The 16520-nt window shown below is 64.1% G+C and carries 15 protein-coding genes; 8 read left to right on the top strand and 7 right to left on the bottom strand.

Translation table 11 applies throughout. The features are described from left to right. The first annotated feature begins 42 nt into the window (after positions 1 to 42). Together DBR44_RS02385 and DBR44_RS02380 are read left to right on the top strand one after the other, a co-directional pair. Complete coding sequence (locus DBR44_RS02385; protein ID WP_124641690.1) at positions 43 to 816, top strand: alpha/beta fold hydrolase; 774 nt, start codon at positions 43 to 45, stop codon at positions 814 to 816. Beyond that, positions 806 to 1711 (top strand): S9 family peptidase, encoded by a 906-nt coding sequence (locus DBR44_RS02380; RefSeq protein WP_124641688.1) that lies wholly within the window; start codon positions 806 to 808, stop codon positions 1709 to 1711. The genes DBR44_RS02385 and DBR44_RS02380 overlap by 11 nt, the downstream gene beginning before the upstream one ends. A 76-nt stretch (positions 1712 to 1787) precedes the next feature. On the opposite strand, the gene pyk is transcribed toward DBR44_RS02380, so the two are convergent. Beyond that, positions 1788 to 3197, bottom strand: coding sequence for a pyruvate kinase (pyk, locus tag DBR44_RS02375; protein ID WP_124641686.1), 1410 nt, complete (start codon positions 3195 to 3197; stop codon positions 1788 to 1790). A gap of 620 nt (positions 3198 to 3817) precedes the next feature. On the opposite strand from pyk, the gene glpK reads away from it, so the two are divergent. The 5 genes from glpK (at position 3818) to DBR44_RS02350 (ending at position 9966) form a co-directional block, all read left to right on the top strand. Then, the gene (gene glpK / locus DBR44_RS02370) at positions 3818 to 5314 is read left to right on the top strand and encodes a glycerol kinase GlpK (RefSeq protein WP_124641684.1); all 1497 of its coding nucleotides are present in this window, start codon (positions 3818 to 3820) and stop codon (positions 5312 to 5314) included. Between the two features lie 228 nt (positions 5315 to 5542). Beyond that, positions 5543 to 6247, top strand: coding sequence for an MIP/aquaporin family protein (locus tag DBR44_RS02365; RefSeq protein ID WP_124641683.1), 705 nt, complete (start codon positions 5543 to 5545; stop codon positions 6245 to 6247). 364 nt (positions 6248 to 6611) lie between these two features. Next, positions 6612 to 8150, top strand: coding sequence for a glycerol-3-phosphate dehydrogenase (gene glpD / locus DBR44_RS02360; RefSeq protein ID WP_199730950.1), 1539 nt, complete (start codon positions 6612 to 6614; stop codon positions 8148 to 8150). Positions 8151 to 8289: 139 nt separating this feature from the next. Next, positions 8290 to 9024 carry an AraC family transcriptional regulator gene (locus DBR44_RS02355; RefSeq protein WP_124641681.1) on the top strand — a complete coding sequence of 245 codons (735 nt, stop codon included), beginning with the start codon at positions 8290 to 8292 and terminating at the stop codon, positions 9022 to 9024. 78 nt (positions 9025 to 9102) lie between these two features. After that, positions 9103 to 9966: a DMT family transporter gene (locus tag DBR44_RS02350; RefSeq protein WP_124641679.1), complete on the top strand. Its 864-nt coding sequence runs from the start codon at positions 9103 to 9105 to the stop codon at positions 9964 to 9966. Between the two features lie 27 nt (positions 9967 to 9993). On the opposite strand, the gene DBR44_RS02345 is transcribed toward DBR44_RS02350, so the two are convergent. The 5 genes from DBR44_RS02345 to DBR44_RS02325 all read right to left on the bottom strand — a co-directional run bounded on the left by DBR44_RS02345 (position 9994) and on the right by DBR44_RS02325 (position 14749). After that, complete coding sequence (locus tag DBR44_RS02345) at positions 9994 to 10542, bottom strand: peroxiredoxin (protein WP_124641677.1); 549 nt, start codon at positions 10540 to 10542, stop codon at positions 9994 to 9996. A gap of 204 nt (positions 10543 to 10746) precedes the next feature. Then, entirely contained in the window at positions 10747 to 11508 is a 762-nt protein-coding gene (locus DBR44_RS02340) for a DeoR family transcriptional regulator (protein WP_205676664.1), read from the bottom strand. A 100-nt stretch (positions 11509 to 11608) separates the two neighbouring features. Beyond that, positions 11609 to 12208, bottom strand: a complete 600-nt coding sequence (locus DBR44_RS02335) for an MOSC domain-containing protein (RefSeq protein WP_124641673.1) — start codon at positions 12206 to 12208, stop codon at positions 11609 to 11611. A gap of 7 nt (positions 12209 to 12215) precedes the next feature. After that, entirely contained in the window at positions 12216 to 13316 is a 1101-nt protein-coding gene (locus DBR44_RS02330) for an NAD(P)/FAD-dependent oxidoreductase (RefSeq protein WP_124641671.1), read from the bottom strand. Beyond that, positions 13316 to 14749: a PLP-dependent aminotransferase family protein gene (locus DBR44_RS02325; RefSeq protein WP_124641669.1), complete on the bottom strand. Its 1434-nt coding sequence runs from the start codon at positions 14747 to 14749 to the stop codon at positions 13316 to 13318. Before DBR44_RS02325 ends, DBR44_RS02330 begins: the two co-directional genes overlap by 1 nt. A 112-nt stretch (positions 14750 to 14861) precedes the next feature. Here DBR44_RS02325 and DBR44_RS02320 point away from each other — a divergent pair, with 112 nt between their 5' ends. Further along, positions 14862 to 16124, top strand: a complete 1263-nt coding sequence (locus tag DBR44_RS02320) for a benzoate/H(+) symporter BenE family transporter (RefSeq protein ID WP_124641667.1) — start codon at positions 14862 to 14864, stop codon at positions 16122 to 16124. 51 nt (positions 16125 to 16175) lie between these two features. Here the strand turns inward: DBR44_RS02320 and DBR44_RS19450 are convergent, their stop codons facing one another. Beyond that, on the bottom strand, positions 16176 to 16331 hold the full coding sequence (locus DBR44_RS19450; RefSeq protein WP_158613543.1) for a hypothetical protein: 156 nt from the start codon (positions 16329 to 16331) through the stop codon (positions 16176 to 16178). Between the last annotated feature and the right edge of the window lie 189 nt (positions 16332 to 16520).

The following is a 16520-nucleotide window of genomic DNA, read 5'->3' as shown; positions in this document are numbered from 1 at the left end:
CTGGGCGCTGTCATTGAACAGGTCTAGGCGGCAATCAGCATCATGCAGGTATTTCACAGCAGCCATGGCGCGCTGCGCTATCACGATCTGCCCGGTAGCGGCGTGCCGCTATTGTTCATCCATGGCCTGGGCTGTGCCGGTTCCAGTGACTTCCCACGCGTGGCGGCAGACCCGGCGCTGGCCGGAAAGCGCCGTTTGCTGTTGGATTTGCTGGGGGCCGGTTTTTCCGACCGGCCGGATGACTTTGCCTATACCATCGCCGCGCATGCCGAAACCGTAGCCAGTCTGATCGATCACCTGGGCCTGCCGCAGCTGGACATCGTCGGCCACAGCATGGGTGGCGCGGTGGCGATTGCCGCCAGCAGTCTGCGTCCGGCACGGGTCGCGCAGCTGGTGTTGCTGGAGCCGAATCTGGATCGCGGTGGCGGCCCCTTCAGCCGTGCGCTGGCCGCGATGAGCGAAGACGAATTCATCCAGCGTGGTCAGCGCCGCATGGCACGCCTGGCCAGCCGCGAAGGCAGCCCGCTGTGGGCCGGCTCGCTGGCGGCCAGTCATGCCCCGGCGGTGCATCGTGCGGCGGTATCGCTGGTGGCCGGGGCCGAGCCCAGCTGGCGCTCCCAGTTGCTGGCGCTGACCATGCCACGGAGCGTGGTATTCGGATCGCTTTCCCTGCCACAGCCGGATAGGGAGCAACTGCCGGCCAAGGGCGTGGCGGTGCATGTGCTGGCCGATGCCGGCCATGCCATGAGTGAAGACAACCCAGCCGGGCTGGCGACCTTGCTGGCCGGCATTCTGGAGCGAGCACATGTGGCGTGAATGTCGTCGTTTGTCTGCTGCCTTGTTGCTGGCCGCCAGTCTGGCCCAGCCGGTCAGCGCGGCCACTTTGCCCAAGCCGCAGGAGGTCACCATCCCCTTGCCGGGGGCAGGAATCTTCGGCTCCACCCTGGATATGCCGACCCTGGTTTATCTGCCCGCGGGCACCGGGCCATTTCCCGTGCTGCTGTTTTCCCATGGTCGCGCTGGCAGCCAGCAGGAACGCCACCAGCTGCAGCATCCCCTGGGCCGCAGCCAGATTGCCTACTGGCTGGGCAAGGGCTTTGCCATCGTGGCACCGATTCGCCCCGGTTATGGCAGTACCGGCGGCGGCGATCCGGAATACCACAGCGCCCACATGCAGGCACCGGGGCAGTGCAGCGGTCACCCGGATTACCGGCGTACTGCCGAAGGTGGCGGGGCGGCCTTGCAGGCTGCCATCCGCTGGATTGACCAGCAGCCCTGGGGGGCCGGCCAGCCCATCGTGCTGGAAGGTCAGTCGGTCGGCGGCCTGCTTACCGTGGCAGTCGCTGCCACCACCCCGCCCGGGGTGATCGGCTATATCAATTTTGCCGGCGGCGCTGGTGGCAATCCGGAGAAATCACCCGGTCAAAGTTGCGATCCATCTGCACTCACCACGCTGTATGCCGATTTTGGCCGCCGTACCACTCTGGCCAATCTGTGGATCTACGCCGAAAACGACCAGTACTGGGGGCCGGATGAACCGGTGGCCTGGCATCAGGCCTTTGCCGCTGGCGGCAGCTCCACCCGTTTCGTCCATGCTCCGGCAGTCGCCGATGGCGACGGCCACGGTCTGAGCCGGCATCCGGCGGCGCTGTGGGCCGCGGAGGTGGATGCCTACCTGCGTACACTGCCGGCGCTGGCAGCAAAACGCTAGCGGCCCTGCTGCGCAGTGATGAAAAAGCCGCCAGCGGACTGCTCCACTGGCGGCTTTTTTCATGCTGCAATCAATATCAGGGGTAGACGATGCGCAGCAGGTTGGTGGCGCCCGGTGTGCCGAAGGGGACGCCGGCGATGATCACCATCGGCTTGCCCTGTTCGGCTAGGCCAAGTTTGGTGGCGCAGAAGGTGGTTTTCACCACCATGTCTTCCAGGTTTTCCGCGTCCGGGCCGTTATAGGCCACCACGCCCCACACCAGGGTCAGGCGGCGGGCGGTGTCCAGGCGCGGCGAGATGCCCATGATGGGCGTGTGCGGGCGCTCGCGCGCCAGCCGCAGGCAGGTAGAGCCGGAGGTGGTGAAGGCGGCGGAGACGGTCACCGGCAGGATGGAGGCCACCTTGCGCACGCAGGCGGCGATGGCATCGGCCTGGCCCGGTGCCTCGGCGGCGCTGTAGTCCAGCGCCATTACCCGGCGGTAATCCGGTGCACCTTCCACGCGGCGGATGACCCGGTCCATGATCTGCACCGCTTCCACCGGGAAGGCCCCGGCAGCGGTTTCTGCCGACAGCATCACCGCATCGGCACCTTCATACACCGCCGTGGCCACGTCATTGGCTTCGGCGCGGGTGGGGGTGGGGGCGGAAATCATCGATTCCAGCATCTGGGTGGCCACGATCACCGGGCGGCCAAGGTGGCGGCACTGGTGCACGATGCGGCGCTGTACCACCGGCACGTCTTCCGGCGGCAGTTCCACGCCCAGATCGCCACGGGCCACCATCACCGCATCGGCCAGCGCAGCAATCTCGTCCAGCTGGTCTACGGCCGAGGGCTTCTCGATTTTCACCACAATGCCCACGCTGTTGCCTATCATCTGGCGCAATTCGCGCACGTCTTCGGCTGTTTGCACAAAAGACAGCGCGATCCAGTCGGCACCTTCCTGCAGGGCGAATTCGGCGTCCTTGCGGTCTTTCGGGGTGATGGCCGACAAGGGCAGGATGGTTTGCGGCAGGTTGAAGCCCTTGCGATCGGACAGCTCGCCACCCACGGCCACCGTGGTGTGGATCACCCGGTCCTGCACGCGTTCCACGTGAAACGACAGCTTGCCGTCGTTCACCAGGATGTGATGGCCGTGTTCCAGCGCGGCAAAGGCTTCCGGGTGGGGCAGCGTGACCTGCTCGGCGTCGCCATCCACCTGATCCAGCACAAAGCGGTAGGGCTGGCCGGTGTGCACGGTGACCGGACCCTGCGGGAAGGTGCCGATGCGCAGCTTGGGGCCTTGCAGATCAACCAGCACGCCGATGGGGCGGCCCATTTCTGTTTCCGCCGCGCGGATGGCGGCCAGGCGGGCGCGGTGATCGTCGTGGCTGCCGTGGCTCATATTGAGCCGGAACACATTCACCCCGGCGCGAGCCAGCGCCAGAATCTGCTGCGGGCTGCTGGATGCCGGTCCCAGCGTGGCGAGAATCTTGGTATTGCGGAGCATGTCTTGGTCCTTGTCGATGCCCGGCCAGTGCTGCCGGCGGGCGTGAGGTGTTGTCCGGTGCGCCTGATCTGCAGGCTAGTTGCCCGTCAGGGTCTCTTTGTTTCCGCATCATGCTGCCACATCCGCGCTGTAGTGGCTGCGCTACCTTGCCGGTACTTGGTCTGGGTGTTGCCGTCTTGCCAGTAGACAGATTTTGCGGGTGCGGTTCATGCGCGTTTTGCTTGCGCTGCGGGGGTCTGGTGTTGTTATTTTGCCTCGCCCGATAAAACGCCTGGTTTGCTGCAAAGCAAGAAAGGCGCAAATCCTTGTAGTGCAGTGCTTACAGACCATAGTCATTTACGATATCGTGCGCTGCAAAACGGCCAGCTGGTCGCTGGCGACTAGTCGGATTTCAGCAAACAGCGAAAGTTTTATGCGTGTTGATTGACAGCTGAAGCGTGACAACTAGAATGGGCCGAAAATAAAACGAACAATATAAATACAAAAAACAACATAACAAAGATTGCTGCCTCACTTTCCCGGCCAGTCCGGCGGGGATGTCTGAGGTGATGCCGTCAAAACCAGTCAGCAAAAAGCGCTCGGCCTGCAACGGCCTTTGGATTGCAAAGGAGACACCTCACATGAAAAACCAGTTCATCCTGGCTCTGGACCAGGGAACCACCAGTTCCCGCGCCATTCTGTTCAACCAGGCTGGCGACATCGTTTCGCTGGCACAAAAGGAATTCCGCCAGATCTATCCCCAGCCGGGCTGGGTGGAGCACGACCCGCAGGAGATCTGGGGCGGCCAGGCCGGCGTGGCTGCCGAAGCCGTGGCCAAGGCCGGTATCGATGGCCGCAGCATTGCCGCCATCGGCATTACCAACCAGCGCGAAACCACCATCGTGTGGGACCGTGAAACCAGCCTGCCGGTCTACAACGCCATCGTCTGGCAAGACCGCCGTACCGCTGCATTTTGCGATCAGCTGAAGGAGCGTGGCTTGGCGGAATCGATCCGCAGCAAGACCGGCCTGCCGGTCGATGCCTATTTCTCCGGCAGCAAGATCAAGTGGATTCTGGACAATGTGCCGGGCGCTCGTGCCCGCGCCGAAGCCGGCAAGCTGGCCTTTGGCACGGTGGACAGCTGGCTGATCTGGAACTTCACCCACGGCAAGGTACACGTTACCGACGTGTCCAACGCCTCGCGCACCATGCTGTACAACATCCACACCCAGCAGTGGGATGCCGAGCTGCTGGACATCATGGGCATTCCGGCCAGCATGTTGCCGGAGGTGAAAAGCTCCAGCGAAGTCTATGGCCACACCCACGCCGCCCATCTGGGCGTGGAAATCCCGATTGCCGGCGTGGCCGGCGACCAGCAGGCGGCCTTGTTCGGCCAGCAGTGCACCCGTCCGGGCATGGTGAAGAATACCTACGGCACCGGCTGCTTCATGATGATGAATACCGGCAGCAAGCCGATTGAATCTTCCAATAATCTGCTGACCACCATTGCCTGGAAGGTGGATGGCCAGGTGCAGTACGCGCTGGAAGGCTCCATTTTCATTGGCGGTGCGGTGGTGAAATGGCTGCGCGACGGCCTGGGCATCATCCGCCATTCGGCCGATGTCGGCCCGCTGGCGCAGGAAGTGGCCAGCAGCGACGGCGTGTACCTGGTACCGGCCTTTGCCGGGCTGGGTGCGCCGCACTGGAACCCCAATGCCCGAGGCACCATTGTCGGTGCCACCCTGGGGACCAAGGCGGCCCATATCGCCCGTGCCGCGCTGGACAGCATTGCCTACCAGACCATGGATGTGCTCAAGGCCATGGAAGCCGATGCCGGCATGGCCATTGCCGAGCTGCGCGTGGATGGAGGTGCCACTGTCAACGAACTGCTGATGCAGTTCCAGTCCGACATTCTCGGCGTGGATGTGGTGCGCCCGAAAATCACCGAAACCACCGCACTGGGTGCTGCCTATCTGGCGGGCCTGGCTGTGGGTTACTGGGATGGCGTGGCCGATATCCAGGGCCAGTGGCAGCTGGACCGCCGCTTCCAGCAGGACATGGCGGCCGAAGAAGTGAGCAGCAATGTCCGTGGCTGGAACCGTGCAGTCAACGCAGCCAAGGCCTGGGCTGAATCCTGAGACGCAAACTGACCGCCTTGTCCCACCGCCGCCATGCCCGGGCGGACGGTGGGCCGGATGAACCGTCCGGCGGTTGCTTTGCTTCATTTTCCTGAGTGTCCACCGTGCAGCCGGCATGGCGACGTTTGCGTCGCCAGCGGTCTGTCGCGGTGGTAGCAGCACCGGGGGAGAGCAGCTGTCTGCCAATGTAGCGGATGGTAGCGGGAGCCCTGGTGCGGAGACAAAACCATGAATCCTTTGTTTGGTGAATTTATCGGAACGGCCCTGCTGGTGTTGCTGGGCAATGGCGTGGTGGCCAATGTGCTGCTGAGCAATACCAAGGGCCATAACAGCGGCCTGATCGTGATTGCCTTTGGCTGGGCCATGGCGGTGTTTGTCGGTGTATTCAGCGTGGCCGCCATCAGTGGTGCCCACCTGAACCCGGCAGTAAGTGTGGCGCTGGCGGTGGCCGGCAAGTTCGAATGGGCGCGCGTGCCCGGTTATGTGCTGGCACAGATGCTGGGTGGCATGATGGGTGCGCTGCTGGTGTGGGTGATCTACCGCAAGCACTACGAAACCACCGAGTGTGCCGAGCTGAAACTGGCGACCTTCTGCACCGGCCCGGCCATTCGCAGCCTGCCGGGCAATCTGTTGTCCGAGGTGCTGGCGACCTTTGTGCTGGTGTTTGCCATCCTCAGCATGGTGGCCCCCAAAATGTCGCTGGGGGCGATGGATGCCCTGCCGGTGGCGCTGCTGGTGCTGGGCATCGGTGTGTCGCTGGGCGGCACTACCGGCTATGCCATGAGCCCGGCGCGTGACCTGGCCCCGCGCATCATGCATGCCCTGCTGCCGATTCCCGGCAAGCGCTCCAGCGACTGGGGCTATGCCTGGGTGCCGGTGGTGGGCTCCTTGCTGGGCGCTACCCTGGCAGCGGTGACCTATACCCACCTGTGATTTTGCTTTGCTCCTGGTCGCCCCAGAGGTTCGGGGCCGGCAAGCCACCTGCGGGTGGCTTTTTTTATGTCACTCTGCGCATAGCCTGCGCCGATGCCGTCTGACGGCGCGCTGCTGTCACCGTGCCATCCAGTCAGGAGCTGCGCTGGCTGTTGCGGGGCAGGGCGGCTATTGCCACCAGTCAGCAAACAAGATTGTGGTCAATACACACATTGCAGCGCACAAAACGAACATAAACGAACATTTTGTGTTGAATTTATATTCGCATGACTCTATGCTGGCAACATCGAACCTGCCGGCTCAGCCGGCAGGGCAGGCATAACAGCAAGGCCGGTAGGCTGGCGACAAGACAGAGGATGGCACAGTGAAACGCTATGATTTGATGGTGATAGGCGGCGGCATCAATGGCACCGGCATTGCCCGCGATGCGGCAGGGCGCGGTCTGTCCGTGCTGCTGTGTGAAAAGGATGATCTGGCTTCGCACACCTCGTCGGCCAGTACCAAGCTGATTCATGGCGGCCTGCGCTATCTGGAATATTACGAATTCGGCCTGGTGCGCAAGGCGCTGCAGGAGCGCGAAGTGCTGCTCAAGGCGGCACCGCACATCATCTGGCCGCTGCGCTTTGTCATGCCGCACGACAAATCCCAGCGCCCGGAGTGGATGATCCGCTGCGGCCTGTTCCTGTACGACCACCTGGCCAAACGTGAAGTATTGCCCGGCTCGGAAACCATCAGCTTTGCCAAGCACCCCTCCGGCGCGCCGCTGAAGGCCGCGTTCAAGCGTGGTTTTGTCTATTCCGATGGCTGGGTACAGGATGCCCGGCTGGTGGTACTCAATGCCATGGCGGCAGCCGAACATGGCGCCCGCATCGTTACCCGCACCGCCTGTGTGGGGGCGCGGCGCGAGGGCGAGCGCTGGATTTGCACCCTGCAGCGGGCAGATGGCCAGCGTGAGCAGGTAGAGGCCCGCGCCGTGGTGAATGCTGCCGGCCCCTGGGTGGAAAGCCTGCTGAAAGACACCTTGCAGCTGCCGTCACCCAAGTCCATCCGTCTGGTCAAGGGCAGTCACATCGTGGTGAACAAGCTGTTCGATCACCCCTATGCCTATATTTTCCAGAATCCGGACAAGCGCATCATTTTCGCCATTCCCTACGAAAACGACTTCACGCTGATCGGTACCACCGATGTGGAATACCACGGCGACCCCGGTGCCGTCGCCATCGACGCGGAAGAGGTGGACTACCTGTGCCGCATGAGTAATCGCTATTTCAACAGCCAGATCGGCCCCGGGGATGTGCTCAGCACCTATTCCGGCGTGCGCCCCTTGCTGGATGACGAAGCCAGCAATGCCGCCAGCGTGACCCGCGACTATGCGCTGGAGCTGGATGCCGGCGCAGCGCCGATGCTATCGGTGTTCGGTGGCAAGATCACCACCTATCGCAAGCTGGCAGAAGAAGCGGTGGACCGGCTGGCCCCGCTGCTGGGCAATGGCCAGCCCACCTGGACCGCAGGCGTGCCGCTGCCGGGCGGCGACATGCCGGGTGCCGACGCGGCGGCCTTTCTTGCCGCCAGTGCGCAGCGCTATCCCTGGCTGCCAGCCGCCGTGCTGCAGCGCTATGTGAAGAGTTACGGCACGCGTCTGGCCACGCTGATCGGCAGTGCCAGCACGCTGGCCGAGCTGGGGGCGGAAATCCTCCCTGGCGTGTACGAGGCCGAGCTGAGCTATCTGGTGGATCAGGAATGGGCGGTCAGCGCAGAAGACATCCTGTGGCGGCGCAGCAAGCTGCGTCTGCATTTGCCGGCGGATGCCGGCGCCATCCTGGACGGCTGGCTGGCGCAGTACCGTGCCGGCGCTGGCCTGCGCCAGACTGCGCAATGGGCAGCAAACACCCAGCCGGGCTGAGTCATCGATTTTGTTGTTGGCGTATCTTGTTGTATCGGGGCTTGCTCCCGTCTCCTCCCCTGGCCCCACCTTTGTCGGTGGGGCATTTTTTTTGTCTGCAGCTTGACGCCACCTTGTGGCCAGCCATTACCATGCTGTCATGCATACCACCGATACCCTGTTGCTGGAGCTGCGCAGCTATCAGCAGGAAAGCCAGCAGCACCAGCATGATTACCACCAGCTGGTGTTGCCGGCGCGTGGTCGGCTGGAGCTGGAAGTAGATGGCCGTGGCGGCCATGTTGCGGCCGGGCAACTGGCCGTGATCGCTGCGGGCAGCGGCCACGGTTTTGCTGCGCCGGGCGACAATGCCTTTGTGGTGGCCAATGTGCCGACGGCGCTGGCCCCGCAATTGGCGCAGCTGCCAGCGTTTTTGCCGCTGGATGCCAGCCTGCTGGCCTATGTCGCCTTTTTGCGCGAGGAGTTGCAACGGCCACCGGCCGGCGCGGCCGGGCAGCGGCAGATGTTGCTGCTGCTGACGCAATTGCTGTCCGAGCGTGCCGGGGCCGCCTTGCAGCTGGACCGGCGCGTGGCGGCGGCCCGCGCGTTGCTGGATGCGCGCTTTGCCGAAGACATCAGCCTGGCGCAACTGGCAGCGGCCTCACACCTGAGCGTGCGCCAGCTGTCCGAGCTGTTCCGCCGGCAGCTGGGCATGAGCCCTGGCCAGTACCAGCTGGAGCAGCGCATGCAGCATGGCTGGCTGTTGCTGGAGCAAGGCCGTTTGCCGGTGCAGCAGGTGGCCGAGTACTGCGGCTATGCCAGCCTGTCGGCCTTCAGCGACCGCTTTCGCCGTCATTTCGGTGTCGCGCCCAGCCATTTCCGCCTGCACGGCAAATAAGCCCGCCACAGCGGCAAAGCCGGCCTGCTGCCAGCGCGCTACGCTGCTGCATTGCATTTTCATCACGGGTGTTTTGCCATGCTGAGCCGCCACCAGGCTACCTTGATCGGCAGTCTGTCCATTGTGTTGTGGGGCAGTCTGGCCCTGCTGACCCGGCTCACCGCCGGAGTGTTTCCGCCCTTTCAGTTGCTGAGCATGACCTTTGCCCTGGCCTTTGGCCTGATGCTGGCCAAATGGCTGTACGCCGGTCAGTCACCGCTGGGCTATCTGCGTCAGCCGCCGCTGGCCTGGCTGCTGGGGGTGGGCGGCTTGTTCGGCTATCACTTCTGCTATTTCCTCGCCATGCGGCTGGCCCCGGCGGTGCAGGTGAGCTTGCTGGCCTATCTGTGGCCGTTGCTGATTCTGCTGTTTTCCGCCTTGCTGCCGGGGCAGCGCCTGTCGCGCTGGCATGTGCTGGGTGGCCTGCTGGCGCTGGCGGGGTGCTGGCTATTGCTGGGCGGCGGGCAGGGTGGTTTTGCCGGCCAGTATCTGCCCGGCTATCTGATGGCGCTGCTGTGCGCGCTGATCTGGTCGCTGTACTCGGTAGCCAGCCGCATGGTGGCGCAGGTACCGACCGACGCCGTGGGCTGGTTTTGTGCAGGCACAGCGCTGCTGGGCGGGCTGTGCCATCTGTATGGCGAAACCACGGTGTGGTCCGCGCCGTGGTCGGCCTGGCTGGGCGTGCTGGCCCTGGGCCTGGGGCCGGTGGGCATCGCCTTCTTTACCTGGGATATCGGCATGAAGCAGGGCAATCTGCCGCTGCTGGGGGTGTTGTCCTATGCCGCGCCGCTGATTTCCACCCTGCTGTTGCTGGCGTGTGGCCTGGCTCAGCCGAGTGGTGCGCTGGCCCTGGCTTGTGTGGCCATCATCGGCGGGGCGGCGCTGGCGGCGCGCGGCCGCTGAGCCGCATCCGCCAGGTGGCTGGCTTGGCTAGTGGCCGGCAGCTTTCCAGGCTTCGACCGCCTGCATGGTGTTGGCCACATGCTGGTTGGGGTCCATGGCGCTGTAGCTATACCACACCTTGTGGTCCGGGGTGATCACGTAGGAGGTGCGGCTGGCATAGCTGGTGCCGGGAATCATCACCGTATCGTAAGCCTTCATGATCTTGCGTTCGCCATCGGCCGCCACCGGGAATTTGCTGCGGCATTCGGACACGGAAAAGCGCTGCAGCTTTTCGATGTCATCGCCGGATACGCCGATGACCGTGGCACCCAGTGCCTTGAACTTGTCCACTGCCTCGGCAAACAGGTGTGCCTCCACCGTGCAGCCACTGGTAAAGGCTGCCGGGTAGAAGTACAGCACCACCGGGCCGTGCTGCAGGGCTTCGTTCAGCGAGTACTGAAAGCGCTTGCCGCCCAGCGAGGCTTCGGTGCGAAAGTCGGGCGCGGCAGCACCCTTGGCCAGTTCGGCCTGGGCCAGCGCCGAACACAGCAGGGCGGTGATACCCAGCGACAGACACAGACGGGATAACAGTTTCATGGCATGACTCCGTAGTACAGTGGGTGCTTGGGCGTAAGAACCTGTTCATAGTCTGCTGGATTTAGTCGAAATGGGGTGATACCGCATTAAAAACACCTGCGGAATGCTCATTTACTCTATGTAAACTCCGCTTCCCCACTTCATTTCCGGTCGTTTTCGCCTTGTCTCACTCTAGCTCGCGAGACTTTGAACAGGCTCTAAGGATCAGCCGGCCACAAACAGCTGGGTGCCGGCCTCGGCAATCACCGCTTCCATTTCTGGCGGTACCGGCTTGTCGGTAAACAGCGCATGCACCTGTGACAGATGGCCCAGCTCCACCAGCGCCGGGCGGCCAAACTTGGAGTGGTCGGCCGCCAGCAGCACCTGACGCGACTGCTGGATGATGGCTTCCGAGGTGCGTACTTCACGATAGTCGTAATCGCGCAGCACACCATCGTTTTCGATGCTGGAAATGCCGATGATGCCGTAATCCACCTTGAACTGGCGGATCAGCTGCACCGTGGCCTCGCCGGTAATGCCACGGTCGCGCTTGCGCAACACGCCGCCCAGCACGATGACCTCGCAATCCGGGTAGTCGCACATCATGTCGGCCACGTGCAGGTTGTTGGTGATCACCCGCAGGCCGCGATGGCGGTGCAGGGCTTTGGCCACCTCCTCGGTGGTGGTGCCGATATTGATGAACAGCGAGGCATTGTCCGGAATCTGCTTGGCCAGTAGCTCGGCCAGCCGGCGTTTTTCCTCGATGCACAGCACCTGGCGGGCGTTGTAGGCCACGTTTTCCACGCTGGACAGCACGCTGGCACCGCCGTGATAGCGTTGCAGCAACTGGTGTTCTGCCATCAGCGCAATGTCGCGGCGTATGGTCTGGTGGGTGACGCCAAAATGGGCAGCCAGCTTTTCCACGGTGACATAGCTTTCGCGATGGACGATGCCCAGCAGTTCTTGCTGGCGCTGATTGAGAATGATCATGGTGGCGGGTCGTTGTCTGTATGCAGCGGTGTTGGAAGCTGCCTGATTCTACATGAGCGGCGCATTTCGCCAAATGCCGTTGGCAGGCGCTGCCGTGTCAGTCCAGCCGGTGCACGCGGCGGCGGAAGGCTTCGGCCATGCTTAGCTGGCGCGGGCCGGGCAGGATGCGGAAGGATTCACCGGCGCGCAGCGTGCCGGTTTGCAACACCGCCAGATAAAAGCCGCAATGGCCGCTCTGCGCCATCAGCTTCACTGCGAGGCGCATGTCCATGTGCGCCTGGAACTTGAAGCAGGGCTGGCGCGGCTCGGTAATCTGCAGCCGGCAATCGGCAAACTCCAGCACATCGCCCACGTGGGCGTCGTGCTCCAGCAGGCCGCTGAGCGTGAGGTTTTCCCCCAGCATGCCATGGTGCAATGTGCTGCCGGCATGGCGCGAACCATGCTGCTGGCAGGCTTGCTCCCAGAATGGGTAATGCTCCAGCGGATAGGCGTAAATGGCCTTGGCCAGCCCGCCATGTACCGTTGGGTCGGCCTGTTCGTCGCCAGCCAGTCCCAGCTTGCCCACCGCAATGGCCTCGGGCCGTTGCAGGGTGCTGACCGGCAGCTTGTTGATGCCGCTCATGATGCGGCGGCCCTCGATCAGCATGGGGCTGACCGCAGCCAGATTGATGGAGTGCAGGGTGCCGCTGTCGGTCATGTTTGTCTCATCTGCGTTGATTCACCATCGTGCTGACGGCCTCGGCCAGTGCCAGACAACTGGTGAGGCCGGGGGATTCGATGCCGTACAGGTTGATGAGCCCGGCTACGCCATGCTGTGCCGGCCCCTGGATGACAAAGTCGGCATCCGGCTCGCCCGGCCCGGCCAGCTTGGGACGTACCCCGGCATAGGCGGGCTGCAGCGCACCATCCGGCAACTGCGGCCACCAGCGGCGGATGCTGTGATAAAAGGCCACCGCGCGGGCTGGGTCCAGCCGGTAGTCCACGCCGTCTATCCATTCCACATCCGGGCCGAAGCGCGCTTGCCCGGCCAGATCCAGCGTCAGGTGGCAGCCCAGGCCGCCGGCTTCCGGCAGCGGGTAGATCAGCCGCGAGAAGGGCGAGCGACCACTCAGGCTGAAATACACGCCACGGGCGTAATGGGCGGCGGGAATGGTTTCACGTGGAACGCCGGTGATGCTGGCGGCCACGCTGGGTGCCCACAGTCCGGCGGCATTGATCACCAGCCGGGCTGGTATTGGCATGCCGGCAATGTCCAGCGTCAGGCCTTGCGGCGTGATGCGTCCGCCGCTCACCGGCGAGTGACAGGCCAGCTGTGCGCCGTGGGCTTCGGCATCGGCCAGCAGGGCTTGCAGCAGCGCGTGGCTGTTGATGATGCTGGTGGACGGCGACAGCAGGGCCGCATGGGCGTGTAGCGCCGGCTCCAGCGCGCGGATGCCGGCAGCGTCTAGCCATTGCAGATCGTGCACGCCATTCTGGGTCGCCCGCTGGGCAATGGCGTGCAGTCGTGGCAGATCGGCCGCCGTGTTGGCCACGAGCAGCTTGCCGATACGCTGGTGCGGGATGTGCCGCTCGGCACAGTAGCGATACAGCAGATCGCGGCCCTGCACGCATAGCTGTGCTTTCCGGCTGGCGGGCGGGTAGTAGAGGCCGGCGTGGATCACTTCGCTGTTGCGGCTGCTGCTGTGCTGGCCGATCTGGGCTTCGGCTTCGCAGATCATCACCTCGCGTCCGGCCATGGCCAGTTGCCGGGCAATGGCCAGCCCCACCACGCCGGCACCGATGACCACGCAATCCAGTGTGTCCATCAGGCTTTCCCGCTCAGTTGCTCGCTGGCCAGCCAGCCCAGGGTACGGATGTCTTCCGCCAGCTGGGTGGACCAGGGCTGGCCGCAATTGATGCGCAGGCAATGCGCAAAGCGCGGTTCGGCCGAGAACACCAGGCCGGGGGCGAAACTGATGGAGCGCGCCAGTGCCGTTTCCAGCATGGCCTGGCTGTCCAGCCCCTCCGGGCCTTCCACCCACAGCAGCATGCCGCCTTGTGGCCGGCGTACGCGGGTGCCGCGCGGGAAGGCTGCCAGCACCGCATCGGCCAGGGCATCCATCTGCTGTTTCAGTTGCTGGCGGATGCGCTGGCTGATGCGGGCGTAATCGCCGCTGGCCAGCACCTCGGACAACACCGCCAGCAGGATGGCCGGGCTGACCAGGCTGCTGCTTTCGCGCAGTCGTTCCAGTGCTGCATGGTGACGGCCGCCGGACAGCCAGCCCAGGCGGAAGGCCGGGGCAAAGCTCTTGGTGAAGGACGAACAGTAAATCACGTCGCCATCGCGGTCCCAGGCCTTGAGTGGAGTGGGATGCTGCGGGCCGAAGTACAGTTCGCCGAACACATCGTCCTCGATGATGGTGAGGCCGTGGCGGCGTGCCAGTTGCAGCAGGCGCTTTTTGTTGTCGTCCGGCATCAGCGCGCCGGTAGGGTTCTGGAAGTTGGTGACCGTCACCAGGCATTTGACTGGCGCACCGTGGCGCAGGGCAAATTCCAGCGCTTCCAGCGACAGGCCGGCATCCGGCGTGCAGGGAATCTCCAGCGCCTTCAGGCCCAGTGTCTGCAGGGTTTGCAGCAGGCCGAAGTAGACCGGGGTTTCCACCGCCACCACGTCGCCCGGCCGGGTGAGCAGGCGCAGCGACAGGCTGATGGCCTCGGTAATGCCCTGGGTAAACAGCACCTTGTCCAGTGGAATGTCCAGCTGCCAGCTGGCGGCCAGCCGCCGTATCTGCTGGTGGAGCTGCTGCTGGTCGGCCGTGGGCAGGTAGGCCCCGATCAGCTCTGGCTGGCGCGCCAGCAGCAGCTGCATGCGGCGTGACAGCTCCTGCGCCGGGTACAGGCTGCTGTGCGCCTCGGCCATGTGCAGTTGCTGGCGGATGGACGAGGCAGACAGGCGGATCAGCTGGCTCATGCGGCTATCCACGTCCACCAGTGCGGCGGCGGTTGGGCCGGGCTGGGCGGCCGTGCCGGTGGCGACATGGCGTGGCAGGGCGGCAAAAAATCCGCTGCGCGGGCGTGCCACCACGCTTTGCTGTTCTTCCAGGTGGCGGTAGGCCGCCAGTGCGGTCAGGGTGTTGACGCCGTGCTCGGCTGCCAGCCGGCGCACCGCAGGCAGGCGGCTGCCCGGTGGCCATTCACCGCTGTCCAGCCTTGCCTGTAGCTGGCGGGCGATATGCAGATAAAGCGGAAGATCGGTCATCGCTGTTCTATATAACAGATTCAGTCCAGTCTACGCTGTTTGTGGCAGCTGTGGGAAGGCAGGCGGGCCGGCTTGCTCTAGCCTGTGTGCATCAACGCATTTGGAGTCATCCATGTCCACCCTTTCCCCGCGAGAGTCTCCTGCTGGCCAGACGCATGCTGATCGTGTGCCGTTTAGCTGGTCTCATTTCTCGCCTTCGGCCGGCCTTGCCGCAGTGCTTGCACTGCTGGTGGGGTATTCCGGCCCCTTTCTTATTATTGTGCATGCCGCCCAGTCCGCCGGCCTGAGCGCGGCACAGCTGGGCTCCTGGGTGTGGGCGGTGTCCATTGCCTCCGGCGTGGCTGGCATCTGGCTCACCCTGCGCTGGCGCGTGCCGGTGATTACCGCCTGGAGCACGCCGGGTGCGGCGCTGCTGCTGGCGGCCTTGCCCGGCGTACCGTACGGCGAGGCGGTGGGGGCTTTTCTGGCTGCCGCCGTCATTGTCACCGTGGTGGGTGTGAGCGGTGCTTTTGACAAGCTGATGAAGATTTTCCCCGCTTCGCTGGCGGCAGCCATGCTGGCGGGCATTCTGTTTCACTTTGTCGCCGATGTGGCCGGGGCGGCCAGTCAGCAGGCCATGCTGGTGGTGCCGATGGCGGTGCTGTTCTTTGTCGGCCGCAAGCTGTTTCCGCGCTTTGCCCTGCTGGCAGCCATCGCACTGGGGCTGGCACTGGCCGGTTGGCAGGGGCTGTATGGCACGGCGGCTAGCTGGCAGGGCAGCAGCGGCCCGCTATTCACCATGCCGCAGTGGTCGTGGACGGCCTTCGTCAACCTGGCGCTGCCGCTGGCCTTGCTGGCGCTCACCAGCCAGTTCTTGCCGGGGATGGCGGTGTTGTCGGCTTCCGGCTACCACATTCCGGCGCGCTCCCCGGTAACCGTGCTGGGGCTGGCCTCCATCATTACCGCGCCGCTGGGTGGCCATGGTGTGACGCTGGCCGCCATCATCGCCGCCATCTGCACCGGGCCGGAAGCCCACCCGGACCCACAGCGCCGCTACATGGCCGGGCTGGTGTGCGGTGCGCTGTACATCGTACTGGGCATTGCCGGTGGCGCACTGGCCGGCCTGGTGCTGCTCTTGCCCAAGGCGCTGGTGGTGACAGCGGCTGGTCTGGCGCTGTTCGGCACACTGGCTTCTTCGCTTACTGCCGCGCTGATGGACGACGGCCACCGCGAAGCGGCTTTGCTCACCTTTGTGGTGGCCGCATCGGGTGTCACCATCGCCGGGCTGGGCTCACCACTGTGGGCGGTACTGGCGGGGGGCAGCGTAAGCTGGCTATTGAAGGTGCGCCCCAAAAGCACGCCGGCCTTGAAGCCGGTGATGCAAAGCAAAAACTGATCCGTTGCTTGAGGAAAAATGGCCGCCCAGTATGAACCGGGTGGCCATTTTTCATTGGTAAGACAGGGTGAAGGTGGAAGTGGCCGACAGGCTGCCGGCACCGAGCATGCCGGTAGGGATGTAGCTCACGGCACAGGGAAAGCTGTGCAGGCCGGCAAGGTTGGCCAGAAAACGCTGGCTGGTATTGTTGTTGTCGGTAAAGGTCACATAAAGATTGGTGGTGGCCGGCTAGTGCTGCCCGGCCAGCACGGTGACGCCCGCTTTGGGGCGGGTTTGGGCCCGCACTATCATGGCGGCAAGCTGGTCATGTTCCGGCCTGCCGTGTACAGTGGTCATTCTGTATACAATTTTCCAGTCAGCACAATATCGGCCATAAAATGCCGGCCGGCTACGGTT

The organism is Aquitalea sp. FJL05, assembly GCF_003852595.1.
Classification (GTDB): Bacteria; Pseudomonadota; Gammaproteobacteria; order Burkholderiales; family Chromobacteriaceae; genus Aquitalea; species Aquitalea aquatilis.
This window is presented reverse-complemented; position numbering and strand designations above follow the sequence as displayed.